The sequence below is a fragment of the Citrobacter sp. CK188 genome, assembly GCF_030333525.1.
Lineage (GTDB): Bacteria > Pseudomonadota > Gammaproteobacteria > Enterobacterales > Enterobacteriaceae > Citrobacter_B > Citrobacter_B koseri.
Window position 1 is genome coordinate 62,144 of record NZ_JAOWFU010000037.1, and the last position, 22,980, is coordinate 85,123.

The following is a 22,980-nucleotide window of genomic DNA, read 5'->3' on the forward strand; positions in this document are numbered from 1 at the left end:
GCCATGTCCGATCGTATCGATAGAGACGTGATTAATGCGCTAATTGCGGGCCATTTTGCGGACCCTTTTTCCGTACTTGGTATGCACCAAACCACCGCGGGACTGGAAGTCCGCGCCCTATTGCCTGATGCCACCGAAGTGTGGGTGATTGAACCGAAAACCGGACGTAAAGTCGGCAAACTGGAATGTATCGACTCACGCGGTTTTTTTAGCGGTGTGCTCCCCCGACGCAAAAATTTCTTTCGCTATCAGCTCGCTGTTGTCTGGCATGGACAGCAGAATCTGATTGACGATCCTTACCGTTTTGGCCCGCTGATCCAGGAAATGGATGCCTGGTTGCTGTCTGAAGGCACGCATTTACGCCCGTATGAAACGCTGGGCGCACATGCCGACACAATGGACGGCGTTACTGGAACCCGTTTTTCCGTCTGGGCGCCGAATGCCCAGCGCGTCTCCGTCGTTGGGCAATTCAACTACTGGGATGGTCGCCGCCACCCGATGCGCCTGCGCAAAGAGAGCGGTATCTGGGAGCTGTTTATTCCCGGCGCGCAACACGGTCAGTTGTACAAGTTCGAGATGATCGATGCGCATGGCAAGCTGAGAATCAAAGCCGATCCGTATGCGTTTGAAGCGCAAATGCGCCCGGAAACGGCCTCGCTGATCTGCGGTCTACCGGAAAAAGTGGTGCAGACGGAAGAGCGCAAACAAGCCAACCGGTTCGATGCGCCAGTCTCCATCTATGAAGTGCATCTGGGCTCGTGGCGTCGTCATACCGATAACAATTTCTGGCTGAGCTACCGCGAACTGGCGGATCAGCTTATTCCATACGTAAAATGGATGGGCTTTACCCACCTCGAACTGCTTCCTGTTAATGAACATCCCTTTGATGGCAGCTGGGGCTACCAGCCGACCGGGCTGTATGCGCCGACCCGCCGTTTCGGCACGCGCGATGACTTCCGCTATTTCATCAATGCCGCTCATCAGGCGGGTCTGAACGTCATTCTTGACTGGGTGCCGGGCCACTTCCCGTCGGATGATTTTGGTCTGGCGGATTTCGACGGCACCAAACTGTATGAGCACAGCGACCCGCGCGAAGGGTATCACCAGGACTGGAACACGCTTATCTATAACTACGGGCGCCGTGAAGTCAGCAACTATCTGGTCGGGAACGCGCTTTACTGGATTGAGCGTTTCGGCATTGATGCGCTGCGTGTAGACGCCGTGGCGTCGATGATTTACCGCGACTACAGCCGCAAAGAAGGCGAGTGGATCCCCAACGAGTTCGGCGGGCGTGAGAACCTGGAAGCCATTGAGTTCTTACGCAATACCAACCGTATTCTGGGAGAGCAGGTGCCTGGCGCGGTGAGCATGGCCGAGGAGTCCACTGACTTCGCTGGCGTGTCCCGACCACAGGATATGGGCGGACTGGGTTTCTGGTACAAATGGAACCTGGGCTGGATGCATGACACGCTGGACTACATGAAGCTGGACCCGGTTCATCGCCAGTATCATCACGATAAGCTGACCTTCGGCATGCTCTACAACTACACCGAAAACTTTGTCCTGCCGCTGTCGCATGACGAAGTGGTGCATGGCAAAAAATCGATTCTCGACCGTATGCCTGGCGACGCCTGGCAGAAATTCGCCAACCTGCGCGCCTATTACGGCTGGATGTGGGCGTTCCCCGGTAAGAAACTGCTGTTTATGGGCAACGAGTTCGCCCAGGGGCGCGAGTGGAACCACGACGCCAGCCTTGACTGGCATCTGCTGGAAGGCGGCGACAACTGGCACCACGGCGTACAGCGGCTGGTGCGCGATCTCAACCATACCTATCGCCACCATAAAGCGCTGCATGAACTTGATTTTGACGCTTACGGTTTTGAATGGCTGGTGGTGGATGATAACGAACGTTCGGTGCTGATTTTTGTCCGCCGCGATAAAGTCGGCAATGAAATCATCGTCGCCAGCAACTTTACCCCGGTGCCGCGCCATGACTATCGTTTTGGCATCAATCAGCCAGGGAAATGGCGGGAGATTGTGAATACCGACTCCATGCACTACCACGGCAGCAATACCGGCAACGGCGGGGTGGTGCACAGCGACGAGATCGCCAGCCACGGCCGCCAGCACTCATTGAGTCTGACGCTGCCGCCGCTGGCCACCATCTGGCTTGTGCGGGAGGGTGAATGACGCAACTGGCAACCGGCAAAGCGACACCGCATGGCGCGACGTATGACGGTCATGGCGTCAACTTCACGCTCTTTTCGGCGCATGCGGAGCGCGTTGAACTGTGCGTGTTTGATGCGCTCGGCAATGAGCAGCGGTATGACCTGCCGGGGCGCAGCGGCGATATCTGGCACGGCTACCTTGCCGACGCCAGACCCGGCCTGCGCTACGGGTATCGCGTACACGGCCCGTGGCAACCCGCGCAAGGGCACCGCTTTAACCCGGCAAAACTGCTTATCGATCCCTGCGCTCGCCGCGTTGAAGGAGAGCTGAAGGATAACCCGCTGCTGCACGGCGGGTACGACGAGCCGGACCATCGTGATAATGCCGCTGTTGCCCTGAAGTGCGTTGTCACCGCCGACCGCTATGACTGGGAAGATGACGTCCCGCCGCGCACGCCGTGGGGCAACACGGTCATCTACGAAGCGCATGTGAAGGGGCTGACGTACCTGCATCCGGCGATCCCGTCAGAGATTCGCGGCACCTGGAAGGCGCTGGGCCATCCGGTGATGATCGCGTATTTCAAGCAGTTGGGCATTACCGCGCTGGAGCTGTTGCCGGTGGCGCATTTTGCCAGTGAACCGCGCTTACAGCGCCTGGGGCTGTCGAATTACTGGGGCTATAACCCGGTGGCGATGTTCGCGCTGCATCCGGCTTATGCCTGCTCCCCGGAAACGGCGCTGGATGAGTTTCGCGATGCCATCAAAGCGCTGCATAAAGCCGGTATTGAAGTCATTCTTGATATTGTGCTGAACCATAGCGCGGAGCTGGATCTCGACGGGCCGCTCTTCTCCCTGCGCGGAATCGACAACCGTAGCTATTATTGGATCAAGGAGGATGGCGACTATCACAACTGGACCGGCTGCGGCAACACCCTCAATCTGAGCCATCCCGGCGTGGTGGAGTTTGCGTGCGAGTGCCTGCGCTACTGGGTTGAAACATGCCATGTGGACGGTTTTCGTTTTGATCTGGCCTCCGTGATGGGGCGTACCCCGGCGTTCCGTCAGGATGCGCCGCTGTTTACCGCCATCAACAATTGCCCGGTATTGTCGAGCGTGAAGCTCATTGCTGAGCCCTGGGATATCGGCGAAGGCGGCTATCAGGTGGGGAATTTCCCGCCGCCGTTTGCCGAGTGGAACGACCATTTCCGTGACGCGGCCCGCCGCTTCTGGTTGCAACGCAATCTGCCCCTCGGTGAGTTTGCCGGACGTTTCGCCGGTTCCAGCGATGTGTTTAAACGCCACGATCGCCTGCCCAATGCGTCCGTCAATCTGATCACCGCGCATGACGGTTTTACGCTGCGCGACTGTGTTTGTTTCAATCAGAAACACAATGAGGCGAACGGTGAGGAAAATCGGGACGGCACCAACAACAATTACAGTGATAATCATGGTAAAGAGGGATTAGGCGGCACGCTGGATCTGATTGAACGGCGGCGCGACAGCATTCATGCCCTGCTGACCACGTTGTTGCTCTCTCAGGGAACGCCGATGCTGCTGGCGGGCGATGAACACGGCCATAGCCAGCACGGCAACAATAACGCTTACTGCCAGGATAACGCATTAACCTGGCTGGACTGGCAGCAGGCAAACAGTGGGCTAACCACCTTTACCGCTGCATTGATTCATCTTCGCCAGCAGATACCGGCATTAGTGGGAAATCGCTGGTGGGAAGAAAATGACGGCAATGTTCGTTGGCTGAATAAAAATGCAGAGCCCTTAAGCGCGGGCGGGTGGGAAAACGGGCCGAAACAGATGCAGATCCTGCTTTCAGACCGCTTCCTTATCGCGATAAACGCCACGCTTGAGGTGACAGATATCGTTTTACCTGAAGGGGAGTGGCACGCTATTCCCCCATTCGCTGGAGAGGATAATCCGGTGATTACGGCTGTCTGGCAGGGACCTGCGCACGGACTGTGTGTGTTCCAGAGATGATAAAAAAGGAGTTAGTCATGGTGAGTTTAGAGAAGAACGATCGTGTAATGTTGGCGCGCCAGCTGCCATTAAAATCTGTTGCCCTGATCCTGGCCGGTGGCCGTGGTACACGCCTGAAAGATTTAACCAACAAACGTGCCAAACCTGCCGTGCACTTTGGCGGTAAGTTCCGCATCATCGATTTTGCCTTATCCAACTGTATTAACTCCGGGATCCGCCGTATTGGCGTGATCACGCAATACCAGTCTCATACTCTGGTACAGCATATTCAGCGCGGCTGGTCATTCTTCAGCGAAGAGATGAACGAATTCGTCGACCTGCTTCCCGCCCAGCAAAGGATGCAGGGCGAAAACTGGTATCGTGGAACGGCAGATGCCGTGACCCAGAACCTGGACATCATTCGTCGCTATAAAGCGGAATATGTGGTGATCCTCGCGGGCGATCATATCTACAAGCAGGACTACTCGCGCATGCTGATCGACCACTTCGAAAAAGGAGCGCGCTGCACCGTGGCGTGTATGCCGGTGCCGATTGAAGAGGCCACCGCGTTTGGCGTGATGGCGGTGGACGAGAGCGATAAGATCATCGAGTTTGTTGAAAAACCGGCGAATCCGCCAGCCATGCCTGGCGACGCGACGAAATCTCTCGCCAGCATGGGGATCTACATTTTCAACGCCGATTATCTGTATGAGTTGCTGGAGGAGGACGACAAAGACGACACCTCCAGCCACGATTTCGGTAAAGATATCATCCCAAAAATCACCAAAGCCGGTATGGCATATGCGCATCCATTCCCGCTGTCCTGCGTGCAGTCCGATCCCGAATCTGAACCTTACTGGCGCGATGTGGGCACGCTGGAAGCCTACTGGAAAGCCAACCTCGACCTGGCCTCGGTGACGCCGGAACTCGACATGTATGATCAGGACTGGCCGATCCGCACGCACATGGAGTCTCTGCCGCCTGCGAAATTTGTTCAGGATCGCTCCGGCAGCCACGGCATGACGCTCAACTCGCTGGTCTCCGGCGGGTGCATTATATCCGGTTCGGTGGTGGTGCAGTCCGTCCTGTTCCCGCGTGTGAGGGTGAACTCATTCTGTAACATCGATTCGGCAGTCCTGCTGCCAGAGGTCTGGGTTGGACGCTCATGCCGCTTGCGTCGTTGCATCATCGATCGCGCCTGTGTAATCCCGGAAGGTATGGTGATTGGCGAAAACGCGGAAGAAGATGCCCGTCGTTTCTACCGTTCAGAGGAAGGCATTGTGCTGGTCACGCGTGAAATGCTGCGCAAATTGCAGGTCAAACAGGAGCGATAATGCAGGTTTTACATGTATGTTCAGAGATGTTCCCCCTGCTCAAAACAGGTGGTCTGGCGGATGTGATTGGCGCGTTGCCTGCGGCACAGATTGCGGATGGTGTGGATGCTCGTGTGCTGCTTCCTGCATTTCCTGATATTCGTCGGGGCATCCCGGATGCGCAGGTAGTGACCCGGCGCGATACCTTTGCGGGAAGAATTACGCTCCTGTTCGGGCATTATAACGGCGTGGGAATCTACCTGATTGATGCGCCGCATCTGTATGATCGTCCGGGAAGCCCTTATCACGATACGAATTTATTCGCCTATACCGATAACGTCCTGCGGTTTGCGCTGCTGGGATGGGTGGGATGTGAAATGGCCTGCGGGCTTGATCCATTCTGGCGCCCGGATGTGGTGCATGCGCACGACTGGCATGCAGGCCTGGCGCCTGCGTATCTGGCTGCGCGCGGGCGTCCGGCGAAATCGGTGTTTACCGTACACAACCTGGCCTATCAAGGCATGTTTTATGCACATCACATGGATGACATCCAACTGCCATGGTCGTTCTATAACATGCATGGTCTGGAGTTTAACGGGCAGATTTCATTCCTGAAGGCGGGGTTGTATTACGCCGACCATATTACGGCGGTGAGCCCGACCTATGCGCGTGAAATTACCGAGCCGCAGTTCGCGTACGGGATGGAAGGCCTGCTGCGTCAGCGTCATCAGGAAGGGCGTCTGTCCGGCGTGCTGAATGGCGTGGATGAGAAAATCTGGAGCCCTGAAACGGATCTGCTGCTGGCGGCGCGCTATACGCGTGATTCGCTGGAGGAGAAAGCGGAGAACAAGCGCCAGCTACAGATTGCGATGGGGCTGAAAGTGGATGACAAAGCGCCGCTGTTCGCCGTGGTCAGCCGTCTGACCAGCCAGAAAGGGCTGGATCTGGTGCTGGAGGCGTTGCCGGGATTGCTGGAGCAGGGCGGGCAACTGGCGCTGCTGGGCGCGGGCGATCCGGTATTGCAGGAAGGATTTTTAGCGGCGGCGGCGGAACACCCAGGCCAGGTGGGCGTGCAGATCGGCTATCACGAAGCCTTCTCTCACCGCATCATGGGCGGGGCGGATGTCATTCTGGTGCCCAGCCGCTTTGAGCCGTGCGGCTTAACGCAGTTATACGGACTGAAGTACGGCACGCTGCCGCTGGTGCGGCGTACCGGTGGGCTTGCTGATACGGTGTCGGACAGTTCGCTGGAAAACCTGGCGGACGGCATCGCCAGTGGGTTTGTATTTGAAGATAGTAATGCCTGGTCTCTGTTACGGGCGATCCGGCGTGCTTTCGTGTTGTGGTCCCGACCTTCGCTCTGGCGGTTTGTGCAACGGCAGGCTATGGCCATGGATTTTAGCTGGCAAGTCGCGGCGAAGTCTTACCGCGAGCTTTACTATCGCTTGAAATAGTTATCCAGGAATCACCTATATGAATGCTCCATTTACTTATGCATCGCCCACTCTTAGCGTAGAAGCGCTTAAGCATTCTATTGCCTACAAACTGATGTTCACGATTGGTAAAGATCCGGTCATTGCCAATAAACATGAATGGCTGAACGCCACGCTGTTCGCGGTGCGCGATCGCCTCGTGGAACGCTGGCTGCGTTCTAACCGTGCTCAACTGTCGCAGGAAACCCGTCAGGTCTATTACCTGTCGATGGAATTTTTGATTGGCCGAACCCTCTCCAATGCCTTGTTATCGTTGGGTATTTACGACGATGTTAAAGGGGCGCTGGAAGCGATGGGGCTGGATCTCGAAGAACTGATTGATGAAGAGAACGACCCCGGTCTTGGCAACGGCGGTCTTGGCCGTCTGGCGGCGTGCTTCCTTGATTCGCTGGCGACCCTGGGCCTGCCGGGGCGCGGCTATGGAATTCGCTACGACTACGGCATGTTCAAGCAGAACATTGTCGAGGGGCGGCAGAAAGAGTCCCCGGACTACTGGCTGGAATACGGCAATCCGTGGGAGTTCAAACGCCATAATACGCGCTACAAGGTGCGTTTCGGCGGGCGAATTCAGCAGGAAGGCAAGAAAGCCCGCTGGATTGAAACCGAAGAGATTCTGGCGGTGGCCTATGACCAGATTATCCCGGGTTATGATACCGACGCCACCAACACGCTGCGCCTGTGGAGCGCTCAGGCCAGTAGCGAAATCAACCTTGGTAAATTTAACCAGGGCGACTACTTCGCGGCGGTAGAGGACAAAAATCACTCTGAAAACGTATCCCGCGTGCTTTACCCGGATGACTCCACCTATTCGGGACGCGAGCTGCGCCTACGTCAGGAGTACTTCCTGGTTTCCTCAACGGTACAGGACATTCTGAGCCGCCACTACCAGCTGCATAAAACCTATGACAACCTGGCGGATAAAATCGCCATTCACCTCAATGATACCCACCCGGTGCTGTCGATCCCGGAACTGATGCGCTTGTTGATTGATGAGCACAAATTCAACTGGGACGATGCGTTTGAGGTGTGCTGCCAGGTCTTCTCCTACACCAACCACACGCTGATGAGCGAAGCGCTGGAAACCTGGCCGGTGGATATGCTGGGTAAAATCCTGCCGCGTCATTTGCAGATCATCTTTGAGATTAACGACTATTTCCTGAAAACGTTGCAGGAGCAGTATCCCAACGATACCGCTCTGCTGGGGCGGGCGTCGATTATCGATGAGTCCAACGGTCGCCGCGTCCGTATGGCGTGGCTGGCGGTGGTGGTGAGCCATAAAGTGAATGGCGTATCGGAGCTGCACTCTAACCTGATGGTGCAGTCGCTGTTTGCTGATTTTGCGAGTATCTTCCCGACCCGCTTCTGCAACGTGACCAACGGCGTGACGCCGCGCCGCTGGCTGGCGCTGGCGAACCCGTCGCTTTCTGAGGTGCTGGACGAAAATATCGGGCGCACCTGGCGTACGGATCTCAGCCAGCTAAGCGAACTACAGCAGCATTGCGATTTCCCGCTGGTGAATCACGCGGTGCGCCAGGCGAAGCTGGAAAACAAAAAACGGCTGGCAATACTCATCGCTCAGCAATTGAACGTGGTGGTCAATCCGAAGGCGTTGTTTGATGTGCAGATTAAACGTATTCACGAGTACAAACGTCAGTTGATGAATGTGCTGCATGTGATTACGCGTTATAACCGCATCAAGGAAGATCCTGAGGCGGAATGGGTGCCGCGCGTGAATATCTTTGCCGGTAAGGCGGCTTCGGCCTATTACATGGCGAAGCACATTATTCACCTGATCAATGACGTTGCTAAGGTGATCAACAACGATCCGCAGATTGGCGATAAGCTGAAAGTGGTGTTTATCCCGAACTACAGCGTGAGCCTGGCGCAGGTCATTATTCCTGCCGCCGACCTGTCTGAGCAGATTTCGCTGGCGGGTACGGAGGCGTCCGGCACCAGTAATATGAAGTTTGCGCTCAACGGCGCGCTGACCATCGGTACGCTGGACGGCGCAAACGTCGAGATGCTGGAGCATGTGGGGGCGGAGAATATCTTTATCTTTGGCAATACGGCGGAAGAGGTGGAAGAACTGCGCAAGCAGGGCTATAAACCGCGCGAGTATTACGAAAAAGATGCGGAGCTGCACCAGGTGCTGACGCAGATCGGCAGCGGCGTGTTCAGCCCGGAAGAGCCGGGGCGCTACCGTGATCTGGTGGATTCGTTGATTAACTTTGGCGACCACTATCAGGTGCTGGCGGATTATCGTAGCTATGTTGATTGCCAGGATAAGGTGGATGAATTGTATCGTCATCCCGAAGAGTGGACCGCGAAAGCGATGCTCAATATCGCCAATATGGGGTATTTCTCCTCCGACAGGACGATCAAGGAGTATGCCGAAAATATCTGGCACATTGATTCGGTAAGGTTGTAACAAGGGACAGGACTACCTGTAGGCCGGATAAGACGTTAGTGGCCATCCGGCAAAAGGCCCGGTGGCGCTGACGCTTACCGGGCCTGTGGACTGTTTTGTAGGCCGGATAAGGCGTAGCCGCCATCCGGCATTGTCATTACGACGCCAGCGACAACTGACGTTTGCCAATATATTCCGCCAGCCACTGGCTCACGCGGGACTGCTGCTCGGCGTTGAGCCACATCCCTTCTTTGGTGCGGCGCCACAACGCGTCGTCCGCACGACGTACCCATTCGTGATCCACCAGATACTTCAACTCCGCTTCGTAAAGTTCGTGACCGAAATCTTCACCTAACTCGGCAACGGAGGTGGCTTCGCCGAGTATCCACTCGGTATTGCTGCCGTAGGTGCGGGAATAATGACGCGCCAGCGACTCCGTCAGGAACGGATAGCGGCGGCGCAGTTTGGCCGCGTAATCTTCACGATCGCCGCCGATATCCCCGCCAGGAAGCACGCACTCTTTAGTCCAGGCCGGGCCAATGCCCTGGTAATAGGACGACAGTTTTTCCATTGCGTGTTCGGCCAGCTTACGATAAGTGGTCAGCTTACCGCCGAATACCGACAGCAGCGGCGCTTTGCCGTTTTCATCGTGGATATCCAGCGTGTAGTCACGGGTGATCGCCTGCGGAGAATCGGACTCGTCATCGCACAGCGGACGCACGCCGGAGTAGGTCCAGACGATATCGTCGCGGCCCAGTTGTTTCTTGAAGTGCGCGTTATAGACCTTCAACAGGTAATTGATTTCGCTTTCATCAATTTTCACTGCCTTCGGATCGCCTTTGTACTCCACGTCAGTGGTGCCGATGATTGAGAACTCATCCATCCACGGAATCACAAATACGATACGCTTATCTTCGTTTTGCAGGATATAAGCCTGTTTCTGCGTATGCACGCGCGGCACCACAATGTGGCTGCCTTTGATCAGACGAATGCCGTAGGGTGAAGGCAGGTGCATACCGTCGTCGAAGAACTGTTTTACCCACGGCCCCGTGGCGTTGACCAGACCACGCGCCTGCCAGGTGTGCTTTTTACCGGTATCGATATCTTCCGCTTCTACGATCCACAGACCGTTTTCACGACGGGCAGAGGTCGCTCGGGTACGGGTTAACACTTCCCCGCCTTTACGCACCACCATTTGGGCGTTTGCCAGAACCAGACGTGCATCGTCTACCCAGCAGTCAGAATATTCGAAACCGCGCACGATCTCCGGTTTCAGCACCGAATCTGCGCCAAAACGCAAACCGGTTGAACCGGGCAGACTGGTGCGTTTGCCCAGATGATCGTACATAAACAAACCAATTCGGATCATCCATGCCGGGCGCAGGTGCGGGCGGTGAGGCAGTCGGAAGCGCATCGGGAAGGCGATGTGCGGCGCCATTTTCAGCAGCACTTCACGTTCGGCCAGCGCTTCGCTGACCAGGCGGAATTCGTAGTGTTCAAGGTAGCGCAAGCCACCGTGAATTAATTTAGAGCTGGCGGAAGAGGTTGCACAGGCCAAATCCTGCGCTTCCAGCATGAGCACGGATAAACCACGTCCGGCGGCGTCTGCCGCGATACCCGCACCGTTAATGCCCCCGCCTATCACAATCAGATCTTTGGTTTCCATGCTACCCTCTTGCACTTTCGTTAAAGCTCAAAAATGTTCGTTATCGAGCATAATAGCAAAAAAACGAGCTGGTGGTAACATCGAAAAAACATTTTAGAGTGATACATATAACATTATGGCGTTTACTTACCCCGGCGACGTACACTGAACGGTAAAATAGCCATCTGCATATAAAGCCTGCATATAAAAGAAAGAGAGACTCATGGATCAGTTTGAATGTATTAATGTCGAAGAAGCTCACCAGAAGCTGCACCAGGGAACGGCGGTGCTGGTGGATATCCGCGATCCGCAAAGCTATGCGATGGGCCACACGCCGCAGGCGTTCCATCTGACCAACGATACGCTGGGCGCGTTTATGCGCGACCATGATTTCGATACCGTGGTGATGGTGATGTGCTATCACGGCAATAGCAGCAAAGGCGCGGCACAGTACCTGCTACAACAGGGTTATGACGCGGTTTACAGTATTGATGGCGGGTTTGATGCCTGGCACCGCCATTTCCCCTCAGAGGTGGCATTTGGCGCATAAGCCCACAAAGATGCAGCCTGAAGCCGGAAGGGCCTATATACTGTCCTCTTTTGTGTGGACTAAGCGACAGCAACAATGTTGATGATTACCTCTTTTGCTAACCCCCGCGTGGCGCAGGCATTTGTTGATTACATGGCGACGCAGGGCGTTATCCTGACGATTCAACAACATCATCAAAGCGATGTCTGGCTGGCGGACGAATCTCAGGCCGAGTGCGTGCGGGCGGAGCTGGCGCGCTTTCTGGAAAATCCCGCCGATCCGCGTTATCTGGCGGCAAGCTGGCAGTCCGGTCATACCGGCAGTGGGCTGCACTATCGCCGTTTCCCGTTTATCGCCACATTGCGCGAGAGGGCGGGCCCGGTCACCTGGCTTATTATGATCGCCTGTATCCTGGTGTTCGTTGTGATGAGCATCGTCGGCGCGCAGAGCGTCATGGTGTGGCTGGCGTGGCCGTTTGATCCGTCACTGAAATTTGAGTTCTGGCGCTATTTCACCCATGCGTTTATGCACTTCTCGTTAATGCATATCCTCTTCAACCTGTTGTGGTGGTGGTATATCGGCGGGGCGGTGGAAAAACGTCTGGGCAGCGGAAAACTGATCGTTATTACCGTCATCAGCGCATTGCTGAGCGGTTATGTACAGCAGAAGTTCAGCGGCCCGTGGTTTGGTGGGCTTTCCGGCGTGGTTTACGCGCTGATGGGCTACGCCTGGCTACGTGGTGAACGCGATCCGCAAAGCGGCATATATCTACAGCGTGGGCTTATTGCTTTTGCGTTGATCTGGATTGTTGCCGGGTGGTTTGATGTGTTTGGCATGTCGATGGCGAACGGTGCGCACATCGCCGGGCTGGCCGTGGGGCTGGCGATGGCATTTGCTGACACGGTGAATGCGCGAAAACGAACATGATTGGGGTTGCGCCGGATGGCGGCGAAACGCCTTATCCGGCCTACTAAAAATGCACGGTCGGTAGGCCGGATAAAACGCCAGGCGTCGCCATCCGGCAAAATTCCAGGGAATAACAATGAAACAGACACAACGTCATGACGCTATCATCGAACTGGTAAAAAAGCAGGGATACGTCAGCACTGAAGAACTGGTGGAACATTTCTCCGTCAGCCCACAAACCATCCGTCGGGATCTCAACGACCTGGCGGAGCAGAATATGATCCTGCGCCACCACGGCGGCGCGGCGTTGCCTTCCAGCTCGGTAAACACGCCGTGGCACGATCGTAAAGCGACGCAAACGGCGGAGAAGGAACGTATTGCGCGGAAAGTCGCCACGCAAATCCCCAACGGTTCAACGCTGTTTATCGATATCGGCACGACGCCGGAAGCGGTGGCGCATGCCTTGTTGGATCACAGTAACCTGCGCATTGTGACCAACAATCTCAACGTGGCGAACACGCTGATGGTGAAAGAGGATTTTCGCATTATTCTCGCTGGCGGTGAGCTTCGCAGCCGTGACGGCGGCATTATTGGCGAAGCGACGCTCGATTTCATCTCTCAATTCCGCCTGGATTTTGGCATTCTGGGGATCAGCGGTATCGACAGCGATGGGTCGCTGCTGGAATTTGATTATCACGAAGTACGCACGAAACGCGCGATTATTGAAAATTCACGCCATGTGATGCTGGTTGTGGATCACTCTAAGTTTGGTCGTAATGCGATGGTGAATATGGGCAGCATTAGCCTGGTGGATGCCGTCTATACCGATATGACGCCGCCAGCAGGGGTATTGCAGGTGCTTACCGACCACCATATTCAGTTAGAGTTGTGCTGATCATCGTGATTGTAGGCCCGGTAAGCGTAAGCGCCACCGGGCAATCATCACACCCCGTACCCCATCATTTTCAAAAGCCTCTGCGCATGTTGTACGGCGTCCTGACGATGCGCGACGCCGAGCTTCTGATATAAATTGCGAATGTGCGTTTTGATGGTCGTGGCCGCAACCGCCAGCTCGCCAGCGATTTGCTCGTTGCTGTAGCCGGAATAGATCAGCCCCAGAACCTGCCACTCACGCTGCGTTAGCGGGCTGGTGCGGATCAGCTCCGGTACGTCCGGGTGATTTAACAGCCGCTCCACAAAGCCTTCGTCAAAATGGGCGAACTTATGTCGATGGTGCTGGTTAATTTCCCGCAGGATGCGCTGTGCGCGATGTTGTTCAAGCTCCGGCAGCGTATTCAACTGAATCAACTGACGCAGTTGCTGCGCCATCGCTTCGCCTTCAATCACAAAGTGGCTGATGAAACCGGTACGGTTCGCCAGTTGCAGCGCATCAAGCAACACCCGCTGGGCGTCGTTTTTACGTCCGGCCTGCCAGTACAGTTGATTAAGCAACAGCAGGTTACGGTTAAGATCGCTCATTAAACGCAGGCTACGGGCGTTCTCGTTTAGCTCTTCCAGCACAATCTCTGCGGATTCAAACTCACCCAGCAGGATCTGCGCCCTGGCGATATTACGCCACTGGCCTTGCAGGAAGTGGTTGTTGGCAAATTCTGGTTTCGGCGTATGACGCAGCCAGTTGGCGGCGGACTTCTTATCGCCCGTCATCTGCCAGTAAATCACGCGAACCTTATCGGCATTGGAAATCCAGTCGCTGTGATACTGGCCGTTGCCCAGCAGGTTCTCCAGACGGTTCAACTGCGTGCGGGCATTATCCAGATCGCCGCGCGCCAGCGAGCACTGCACCAGCAGCGCCAGACACTGCAATTGCTGCTGCGGCTGGAATGCGGAAAGCACATCAATACCGCTGCGGGCGGAGGCTTCCGCTTCGTCAAGACGCGCCCATGCCCACAGAAGCTGCGCGCGAATGCGCATCAGGAACTCGTGCATCGGCAACTGTTCGAGATGTTGCTCTTTAATCAGCTGGAACGCTTTCTCCTGGGTTTCCCAGGCGGCCTGCAAAAAGCCCTGGGCGAAGAGAATTTCACTTTGTTGGAGCAGGCTCCAGAGGGCGTAATGCCAGACGTCATGATGACGCGACATTTGCTCAGTTTGCTGCATCAGCGACAGTGAGCGGGAGAGATCGCCTTTACAGTGCAGCACTTCGCCGTGTACGGAGGTGGCGACAATACGGCTGTAAAACCAGGCGATCGGCAGCTCATCCAGCGCCAGTTTTGCCAGCCGTTCCGCTTCATCCGGGTTGCCGTCGTTAATCGCGACCTGAGCGCGCAGGGCGTTGAATTCCGCATGCAGCGTACCGTCCATCATGCCCTGAATTTCTTGCTCAGCGCGCGCCAGCAGGGTATTCACTTCGCTGTAGCGGTGCTGGCTTTGCATCAGCCATGCCTGCAACAGAACCAGCCGCGGGTTTTCCAGCAAACTTTCCCACGGCAGGGCCTTTAACGACTCTTCCAGCAGCGCCAGCTCACTGTGATTAAACAGCCCCCACGCATGATTCAGCAGGATATCGCGCAGCATATGCGCATCGCCCGCCGCCAGGGCATGGTGAATGGCTTCGCTGGGGAAACCTTGCGCCATCCAGCTTTCGGCGGCAGCGCGGTGGATATCCGGCAGCTCGGTCGCCAGTTCCCACTGGCAACGCTGACGCAGGAAACTGCCAAAAAGCGGGTGATAGCTGAACCATTCGCCCGTATCGTCCATGCGTTGCAGGAACAGCCCCTGACGCTCAATCTCCTCCAGACGCATCTGCCCGTTCTCTTCGCCCGTCACGCGCACGATCAGCGCATCGTTCATCGAACGCAGGATGGCGCTTTTCAGCAGAAAATGCCGGGTACTCACGTCCACGTTGTCCAGCACTTCATCGACCAGGTAATCGGACAGATGGCTGGCGTTGATTCCCGCCAGGCGTCGCGCAGACTGGTGCGCGGAGTTATTGTTCTGGCGGGCGGAAAGGGCGATAAGCTGTAGCGCGGTTGCCCAACCGGCGACGTCGTCGCACATCCGGCTGCTTTCGGCGGCTTCGATAGGCGAGGACAGACGGCGGTCAAAGAACTGTTTTGCTTCCTGATGGTTAAAGGCTAATTGCTGGCTGCCGATTTCCAGCAGCTGATCGCGAACGCGCAAGTTAGCGATGCCGAGCTGCGGTAAATTACGCGACAGCACGACCAGCGTGAGATTTTCGGGCTGATGGCGCAGGAAAAAGCGCATCGCGTCGTGGATCACCGGGTTTGTGATCAGATGGTAATCATCAATGACCAGATAAAGCGGGCGATGCCACTCAGCTAACTCAATAAAGAGTTGCGCGAAAAGGGAGGTCAGGCTGACGTACTGGCGTTTTTGCACCATGACTTCACTGGTGGAGCAATGCCCGCCCGTTGCCTGCTGAAGCGCGGCAATTAAATAACTGGCGAATCGCTCCTGCTGGTTGTCGCCTTCATCCAGCGAGAACCAGCCTAACTCGTTTTTCCCGGCTGCCCACTGTGAAACAAGCGTGGTTTTCCCATAGCCCGCAGGGCTTGTTACCAGGGCCAGCCTGAAATTGTTCGCGCCGGAAAGTTTAGCCAACAGGCGCTCACGAACCACCGTATGGTCGAGTCGAACCGGACGACTTAATTTAGACGGAATCAACATAGTAATCACTTCACTGTGAGGAAATGGGGAAATGCGATTTTTTTTGCGCTTCGTAATTAATAGATATAAGGTCGGACAGAAACCGGTTTAATGCAAGCTATGCAAGTTTTTTGTGTGTCTGAATTTGCACTCTGTCACAATTCTAAATATCCATTGCAAGAAACGGTTTAGCACGGTCTGAGTGTGCGTGGAGACTGGGATGGTGCCCGATCCTGCCTGCCCCAAATAATGCCGTTTCCTCTGTGTGGTTACTGTACTTTTTAATGAAAGTCAGGAAGTAATGAACTCAGGGAATTATTCAGGAACGGAAATAACTGAATGGGTTTGATATTTCAGGTTAGAAACTATTTCCGCATTTACATATTCACTTTCAATAAACCTCCGCGATTTAATTATTTGTGTCATCGTGCGTAAAACGGCGTGCAGTCGCAGGTATGCTGTGCGGTAATTCGACGTATTCACCGGCAATCCACTACCTTTAAGTGGCGGCGATCACACTTTTATGCTCATCCCCACTACTCCTCCCTGCCTAATCCCGGGTGGGATGAGGAAGGTCAACATCGAGCCAGGCAAACTAACGATAACGTTGTTTTATTACCTGAGGATTCGGAATTTCTATGTCACAGCCTACCTTCAACAAAGATCACTTTCAGGCTGCCCTGATGCGTCAGTGGCAGCGTTTCGGTTTACTGTCGGCTCATGAGATGACATCTCGCCAGTGGTGGCAGGCCGTTAGCGGCGCACTGGCTGAATTGCTCAGCGCGCAACCTGCGGCGAAACCGGCTAAAAACCAGCGTCATGTTAACTACATCTCGATGGAATTCCTGATTGGCCGCCTGACCGGGAACAACCTGTTGAATCTGGGCTGGTATCAGGCGGTGAGCGATGTGCTGAAAACGCACGACGTCAACCTGACCGACCTGCTGGAGGAAGAGGTTGATCCTGCGCTGGGCAACGGTGGTTTAGGGCGTCTGGCGGCATGTTTCCTGGACTCTATGGCGACGGTAGGCCAGTCCGCAACGGGCTATGGCCTGAACTACCAGTATGGGCTGTTTCGTCAGTCTTTTGTCGATGGGCAACAGATGGAAGCGCCGGATGACTGGCATCGCGGTAGCTACCCGTGGTTCCGTCACAATGAACAGCTTGATGTTCAGGTCGGTATTGGCGGTAAAGTGACGAAGGACGGGCGTTGGGAACCGGGTTTTGTGATCGCCGGGCAGGCGTGGGACTTGCCGGTGCTTGGCTACCGGAACGGCGTCGCACAGCCGCTGCGTTTGTGGCAGGCCGCGCATGCGCATCCGTTTAACCTGACCAAATTCAACGACGGCGATTTCCTGCGCGCGGAGCAGCAGGGGATCGACGCGGAAAAACTGACGAAAGTCCTCTATCCGAACGACAACCACACCGCAGGCAAAAAGCTGCGCCTGATGCAGCAGTATTTCCAGTGTGCCTGCTCGGTAGCGGATATTCTGCGTCGTCACCACCTGGCGGGGCGCAAACTGCATGAGCTGGCGGAGTATGAGGTCATTCAACTCAACGATACTCACCCGACCATCGCTATCCCTGAACTGCTGCGCGTGCTGCTCGATGAGCACCAGCTAAGCTGGGACGACGCCTGGGCCATCACCAGTAAAACGTTCGCCTACACCAACCATACGCTGATGCCGGAAGCGCTGGAGTGCTGGGATGAGAAACTGGTGAAAGCGCTGCTGCCGCGCCATATGCAGATCATCAAAGAGATTAATGACCGCTTTAAGAAACAGGTTGATAAAACCTGGCCGGGCGATAAGCAGGTGTGGGCGAAGCTGGCGGTAGTGCACGACAAGCAGGTGCGGATGGCCAATATGTGCGTGGTCAGCGGCTTTGCGGTCAACGGCGTTGCGGCGCTGCACTCCGATCTGGTGGTGAAGGATCTGTTCCCGGAATATCACCAGCTGTGGCCGAACAAATTCCACAACGTGACCAACGGCATTACGCCGCGTCGCTGGATCAAACAGTGCAACCCGGCACTTGCGGCGCTGCTGGATAAGTCGTTGAAGAAAGAGTGGGCTAACGACCTCGATCAGCTGATCAACCTGGAGAAATTCGCCGACGACGCGGCGTTCCGCAAAACGTATCGTGAGATTAAACAGGCGAATAAAGTCCGCCTGGCCGAATTTGTGAAAATGCGCACCGGGATTGAAATCAACCCGCAGGCGATTTTCGATATCCAGATTAAGCGCCTGCACGAATATAAGCGCCAGCACCTGAACCTGCTGCATATTCTGGCTCTGTACAAAGAGATCCGCGAAAATCCGAAAGCAGACCGCGTGCCGCGCGTGTTCCTGTTTGGCGCAAAAGCGGCGCCGGGCTACTATCTGGCGAAAAACATCATCTTCGCCATTAACAAGGTGGCGGAAACCATCAACAACGACCCGAAAGTCGGCGATAAGCTGAAAGTGGTCTTCCTGCCGGACTACTGCGTTTCGGCGGCGGAAATGCTGATCCCGGCGGCGGACGTCTCTGAGCAGATCTCCACTGCCGGTAAAGAAGCCTCCGGCACCGGCAATATGAAGCTGGCGTTGAACGGCGCGCTGACGGTCGGTACGCTGGATGGGGCGAACGTTGAGATCGCCGAACAGGTCGGGGACGAGAACATCTTTATCTTTGGTCATACCGTGGAAGAGGTGAAACGGCTGAAGGCCAAGGGCTACGACCCGGTGAAATGGCGTAAGAAAGACAAAGTGCTGGACGCGGTGCTGAAGGAGCTGGAAAGCGGCAAATACAGCAACGGCGACAAGCACGCTTTTGATCAGATGCTGCACAGCATTGGCAAACAGGGGGGCGATCCGTATCTGGTGATGGCGGACTTTGCCGCCTACGTTGCGGCACAAAAGCAGGTGGACGTGCTGTATCGCGACCAGGATGCCTGGACCCGGGCGACGATCCTGAACACCGCGCGTTGCGGGATGTTCAGCTCGGATCGCTCCATCCGCGATTATCAGGCTCGTATCTGGCAGGCAAAACGCTAAGGAAGCGCCATGGAACGCAAACGTCTGGATAATGCCGCGCTGGCGGCGGGGATCAGCCCCAATTACATCAATGCCCACGGTAAACCGCAGTCGATTGGCGCCGAAACCAAACGGCGTTTGCTTGATGCGATGCACCGTGCCACCGCCGCCACGAAGGTGGCGGTAACGCCAGTGCCGAATGTGATGGTGTATACCGCAGGCAAGAAGATGCCGCTGGCGGTAGAAGGCAGCGGCGATTTTAGCTGGCTGCTGACCACCGAGGAGGGCGTACAGCACAAGGGGCACGCCACCGGCGGTAAAGCCTTTACGCTTCCGGCAAAGCTGCCGGAGGGGTATCACACGCTGACCCTGACTCAGGGCGAACAGCGCACGCACTGCCGGATCATCGTGGCGCCGAAACGCTGCTATGAGCCGCAGGCGCTGCTGACCGGACAGAAGCTGTGGGGAGCGTGCGTTCAGCTTTATACCCTGCGTTCGGAAAAAAACTGGGGGATTGGCGACTTTGGCGATCTCCAGTCGATGCTGACGGATGTTGCGAAACGCGGCGGCGCATTTATTGGCCTGAACCCGATTCACGCCCTCTACCCGGCAAACCCAGAGAGCGCCAGCCCGTACAGCCCCTCATCCCGCCGTTGGCTGAATGTCATTTATATCGACGTGAATGCCGTTGACGATTTCCGGTTGAGCAAAGAGGCGCAGGCCTGGTGGAACATGCCGACGACGCAGCAGACATTGCAGCGCGCACGGGATGCCGAATGGGTTGATTATTCTGCTGTTACCGCGCTGAAAATGACCGCCCTGTGGATGGCATGGAAAGGTTTTGCGCTTCGTGATGACGAGCAGATGGCGGCGTTTCGCCACTTTGTCGCCCAGGAAGGCGACAGCCTGTACTGGCAGGCGGCATTTGACGCGCTGCACGCGCATCAGGTGAAGGAAGATGAGTTGCGCTGGGGCTGGCCGGTCTGGCCGGAAGCGTATCAGTCAGTGAACTCGCCGGAAGTGAAACAGTTCTGTGAAGATCACCGCGATGAGGTGGACTTTTACCTCTGGTTACAGTGGCTGGCGTATACCCAGTTTGCCGCCTGTTGGGCGGTATGCCAGGGTTATGATATGCCGATTGGCCTGTATCGCGATCTGGCGGTAGGGGTTGCGGAGGGCGGGGCGGAAACCTGGTGCGACCGTGAGCTGTATTGCCTGAAAGCGTCGGTGGGCGCGCCGCCGGATATCCTCGGCCCGCTGGGGCAGAACTGGGGACTGCCGCCGATGGACCCGCACATCATCGCCGCTCGCGCCTATGAGCCGTTTATTGAACTGCTGCGCGCCAATATGCAGAACTGCGGCGCTTTGCGTATCGATCATGTTATGTCGATGCTGCGTCTGTGGTGGATTCCTTACGGTGAAACGGCGGATCACGGGGCGTATGTGCATTACCCGGTGGACGCCCTGCTCTCTATTCTGGCGCTGGAAAGTAAACGTCATCGCTGCATGGTGATTGGCGAAGATCTGGGGACGGTGCCGGTGGAAATCGTGGGTAAACTGCGCGATAGCGGCGTTTACTCGTATAAAGTGCTCTATTTCGAGAATGATCATGAGAAGAACTTCCGCGCGCCGAAAGCGTACCCGGAACAATCAATGGCAGTCGCGACGACGCATGACCTTCCTACGCTGCGCGGCTACTGGGACAGCGGCGACCTGACGCTCGGCAAAATGCTGGGGCTTTACCCGGATGAAGTGATATTGCGTGGGCTGTATCAGGATCGTGAGCTGGCGAAGCAGGGTCTGCTGGACGCGCTGCACAAATACGGTTGCCTGCCGAAACGTGCCGGGCATAAGGCGTCGCTGATGTCGATGACGCCGATCCTCAACCGTGGAATGCAGCGTTACATCGCGGACAGCCATAGCGCATTGCTGGGGTTGCAGCCGGAAGACTGGCTGGACATGGCGGAGCCGGTCAATATTCCAGGCACCAGCGACCAGTACAAGAACTGGCGGCGCAAGTTGTCCACGACGCTTGAGAAGATGTTTGCCGATGACAAGGTGAATAAACTGCTTAAAGATTTGGACAAACGGCGAAAAGCGGCCGCGAAGAAGAAGTAAAAAAAGCCGGGAATTTCCCGGCTTTTTTATGGTGACAACACGTAGGCCTGATAAGCGCAGCGCCATCAGACAATTCTGGCGCACATTGCCGGATGGCGGTTTTGCCTTATCCGGCCTACAGGCCGTCTCGGTTACACCACCATTCCCAGCAGCAGACACCCAATCAGGCCGCAGACGGAGATAATGGTTTCCAGCATTGACCAGGACTTGATGGTTTCGCCGATGGTCAGGTTGAAATACTCTTTGAACAGCCAGAAGCCAGGATCGTTTACGTGAGAGAAAATGACGCTACCGGAACCGACGGCGATAACCATCAGCTCAGGGCTTACGCCCGTCGTCGCAATCAGCGGCGCCACGATACCACCCGCGGTAATTGCGGCCACGGTGGCAGAACCGAGCGCGATACGCAGTACGGCAGCGATGGACCACGCCATGAACAGCGGAGAAACGTTGGTTTCGTTCATCATGGACGCGATGTATTTGTCTACGCCGCTATCAACCAGTACCTGCTTGAATGCGCCGCCGCCGCCGATGATCAGCAGCATCATCGCGATGATTTTGATTGAGGAACCCAGCGTGTCGTTAATCTGATCCATTGAGCGGCCACGGTTCAGACCGAACGTGAACATCGCAATCAGTACCGCAATCAGCGTTGCCATTACCGGGTCGCCAAAGAACTCAGCAACCGGCAGGAAGGCATGACCTTTTGGCAGCACCATTTCTGCAACGGCGCGCATGGCCATTAAAATAACCGGCACCAGAGAAGTCCAGACGCTGACGCCAAAGCCAGGCATCTCTTCTTCAGTAAAGTTTTTTGCGCTGTACAGACCTTCCGGGATCGGCTTATCGATGCCTTTCAGGAAGCGGGCAAATACCGGGCCAGCGAGAATTACGGTCGGGATAGCCAGAATCGTACCGAACAGCAGGGTTTTACCCATATCGGCGTGGAAGATCGTGGCGATGGCGGTCGGGCCTGGGTGCGGAGGCAGGAAGCCGTGGGTAACGGACAGCGCTGCCGCCATCGGTACGCCGACATACAGCAAAGGAATGCTGGCCGCCGCTGCGATGGTGAATACCAGCGGCAGCATCAGCACGAAGCCCACTTCATAGAACAGTGCGAAACCTACCGTGAAGCCGGTTAATACCACTGCCCACTGGATGTGTTTTTTACCAAATTTGGCAATCAGCGTGGTCGCGATGCGCTGTGCACCGCCGCAGTCTGCCAGCATTTTACCCAGCATGGCACCGAAACCCATAATCAGGGCGAGGCTACCAAGAGTACCACCAACACCAGCTTTAATAGAGCCAATGACTTTATCCAGCGGCATTCCTTGCATCAATCCAACAGCAAGTGCCACCAGGACGAGAGCGATGAAACCGTTCATTTTGAAGCGGATCATCAGGAGTAATAACAAAATTACACCGATAGCGACGATGACTAATGGCATGATTTACCTGGCCTTTCATTTGTTATGGGTAACGTCGGTGTGTCGACGAAAAATTCCGCTTGTCCCAACCGGGAACAGAAGCGTAACGGCACCAACACTGATTAACTTTAACACTATCTGGTTTAGTCAGCTGTTATGGGGATGTTTGGTGCCCATATGAATGATACGGGTAACATATAGCGATTGAGAATCACCCTGGCAGGCAAAATTTAAATTATGAGAGGCAGGTCATGTTATCGGAGGGGAAAAGCGGAAGATATCATCACGCCGGATGGCGGCGTAAACGCCTTATCCGGCCTACGGGATACACATTGTAGGCCCGGTAAGCGATGCGCCACCGGGCA

13 protein-coding genes are annotated in these 22,980 nt (G+C 55.7%); 10 read left to right on the top strand and 3 right to left on the bottom strand.

What is annotated here, in order from left to right; all coding sequences use genetic code 11:
• The first annotated feature begins 3 nt into the window (after positions 1-3).
• Genes glgB through glgP form a run of 5 tightly spaced genes read left to right on the top strand, consistent with a single transcriptional unit; the run spans position 4 to position 9,373 of the window.
• Positions 4-2,190: a 1,4-alpha-glucan branching enzyme gene (gene glgB, locus OGV67_RS20045; RefSeq protein WP_058668214.1), complete on the top strand. Its 2,187-nt coding sequence runs from the start codon at positions 4-6 to the stop codon at positions 2,188-2,190.
• Entirely contained in the window at positions 2,187-4,160 is a 1,974-nt protein-coding gene (gene glgX, locus OGV67_RS20050) for a glycogen debranching protein GlgX (RefSeq protein WP_286465998.1), read from the top strand. Before glgB ends, glgX begins: the two co-directional genes overlap by 4 nt.
• Positions 4,161-4,177: 17 nt before the next feature.
• The gene (glgC, locus tag OGV67_RS20055; RefSeq protein WP_024131017.1) at positions 4,178-5,473 is read left to right on the top strand and encodes a glucose-1-phosphate adenylyltransferase; all 1,296 of its coding nucleotides are present in this window, start codon (positions 4,178-4,180) and stop codon (positions 5,471-5,473) included.
• Positions 5,473-6,906 (top strand): glycogen synthase GlgA, encoded by a 1,434-nt coding sequence (gene glgA, locus OGV67_RS20060; protein ID WP_012135534.1) that lies wholly within the window; start codon positions 5,473-5,475, stop codon positions 6,904-6,906. The genes glgC and glgA overlap by 1 nt, the downstream gene beginning before the upstream one ends.
• Positions 6,907-6,925: 19 nt before the next feature.
• On the top strand, positions 6,926-9,373 hold the full coding sequence (gene glgP / locus OGV67_RS20065; RefSeq protein ID WP_071259344.1) for a glycogen phosphorylase: 2,448 nt from the start codon (positions 6,926-6,928) through the stop codon (positions 9,371-9,373).
• Between the two features lie 136 nt (positions 9,374-9,509).
• Here the strand turns inward: glgP and glpD are convergent, their stop codons facing one another.
• Complete coding sequence (gene glpD, locus OGV67_RS20070; RefSeq protein WP_012135531.1) at positions 9,510-11,018, bottom strand: glycerol-3-phosphate dehydrogenase; 1,509 nt, start codon at positions 11,016-11,018, stop codon at positions 9,510-9,512.
• A 202-nt stretch (positions 11,019-11,220) separates the two neighbouring features.
• Here glpD and glpE point away from each other — a divergent pair, with 202 nt between their 5' ends.
• From glpE to OGV67_RS20085, 3 genes are all read left to right on the top strand, one after another.
• Positions 11,221-11,547, top strand: a complete 327-nt coding sequence (gene glpE / locus OGV67_RS20075; RefSeq protein ID WP_012135529.1) for a thiosulfate sulfurtransferase GlpE — start codon at positions 11,221-11,223, stop codon at positions 11,545-11,547.
• 75 nt (positions 11,548-11,622) lie between these two features.
• On the top strand, positions 11,623-12,453 hold the full coding sequence (gene glpG, locus OGV67_RS20080) for a rhomboid family intramembrane serine protease GlpG (RefSeq protein WP_071259346.1): 831 nt from the start codon (positions 11,623-11,625) through the stop codon (positions 12,451-12,453).
• Positions 12,454-12,568: 115 nt separating this feature from the next.
• Complete coding sequence (locus tag OGV67_RS20085; protein WP_012135527.1) at positions 12,569-13,327, top strand: DeoR/GlpR family transcriptional regulator; 759 nt, start codon at positions 12,569-12,571, stop codon at positions 13,325-13,327.
• Between the two features lie 47 nt (positions 13,328-13,374).
• Here the strand turns inward: OGV67_RS20085 and malT are convergent, their stop codons facing one another.
• On the bottom strand, positions 13,375-16,080 hold the full coding sequence (gene malT, locus OGV67_RS20090) for an HTH-type transcriptional regulator MalT (protein ID WP_012135526.1): 2,706 nt from the start codon (positions 16,078-16,080) through the stop codon (positions 13,375-13,377).
• Positions 16,081-16,697: 617 nt separating this feature from the next.
• Here malT and malP point away from each other — a divergent pair.
• Both malP and malQ read left to right on the top strand, forming a co-directional pair.
• Positions 16,698-19,091: a maltodextrin phosphorylase gene (gene malP, locus OGV67_RS20095; protein ID WP_071259349.1), complete on the top strand. Its 2,394-nt coding sequence runs from the start codon at positions 16,698-16,700 to the stop codon at positions 19,089-19,091.
• A 9-nt stretch (positions 19,092-19,100) separates the two neighbouring features.
• Positions 19,101-21,188 (top strand): 4-alpha-glucanotransferase, encoded by a 2,088-nt coding sequence (gene malQ, locus OGV67_RS20100; RefSeq protein WP_071259352.1) that lies wholly within the window; start codon positions 19,101-19,103, stop codon positions 21,186-21,188.
• Between the two features lie 131 nt (positions 21,189-21,319).
• On the opposite strand, the gene gntT is transcribed toward malQ, so the two are convergent.
• Positions 21,320-22,636, bottom strand: coding sequence for a gluconate transporter (gene gntT, locus OGV67_RS20105; protein ID WP_012135522.1), 1,317 nt, complete (start codon positions 22,634-22,636; stop codon positions 21,320-21,322).
• Between the last annotated feature and the right edge of the window lie 344 nt (positions 22,637-22,980).

Excerpts from the sequence above, each read along its gene's own strand:
- glgB (WP_058668214.1), top strand. The coding sequence starts at position 4 with ATGTCCGATCGTATCGATAGAGACGTGATTAATGCGCTAATTGCGGGC.
- glgX (WP_286465998.1), top strand. The coding sequence starts at position 2,187 with ATGACGCAACTGGCAACCGGCAAAGCGACACCGCATGGCGCGACGTAT.
- glgC (WP_024131017.1), top strand. The coding sequence starts at position 4,178 with ATGGTGAGTTTAGAGAAGAACGATCGTGTAATGTTGGCGCGCCAGCTG.
- glgA (WP_012135534.1), top strand. The coding sequence starts at position 5,473 with ATGCAGGTTTTACATGTATGTTCAGAGATGTTCCCCCTGCTCAAAACA.
- glgP (WP_071259344.1), top strand. The coding sequence starts at position 6,926 with ATGAATGCTCCATTTACTTATGCATCGCCCACTCTTAGCGTAGAAGCG.
- glpD (WP_012135531.1), bottom strand. The coding sequence starts at position 11,018 with ATGGAAACCAAAGATCTGATTGTGATAGGCGGGGGCATTAACGGTGCG.
- glpE (WP_012135529.1), top strand. The coding sequence starts at position 11,221 with ATGGATCAGTTTGAATGTATTAATGTCGAAGAAGCTCACCAGAAGCTG.
- glpG (WP_071259346.1), top strand. The coding sequence starts at position 11,623 with ATGTTGATGATTACCTCTTTTGCTAACCCCCGCGTGGCGCAGGCATTT.
- OGV67_RS20085 (WP_012135527.1), top strand. The coding sequence starts at position 12,569 with ATGAAACAGACACAACGTCATGACGCTATCATCGAACTGGTAAAAAAG.
- malT (WP_012135526.1), bottom strand. The coding sequence starts at position 16,080 with ATGTTGATTCCGTCTAAATTAAGTCGTCCGGTTCGACTCGACCATACG.
- malP (WP_071259349.1), top strand. The coding sequence starts at position 16,698 with ATGTCACAGCCTACCTTCAACAAAGATCACTTTCAGGCTGCCCTGATG.
- malQ (WP_071259352.1), top strand. The coding sequence starts at position 19,101 with ATGGAACGCAAACGTCTGGATAATGCCGCGCTGGCGGCGGGGATCAGC.
- gntT (WP_012135522.1), bottom strand. The coding sequence starts at position 22,636 with ATGCCATTAGTCATCGTCGCTATCGGTGTAATTTTGTTATTACTCCTG.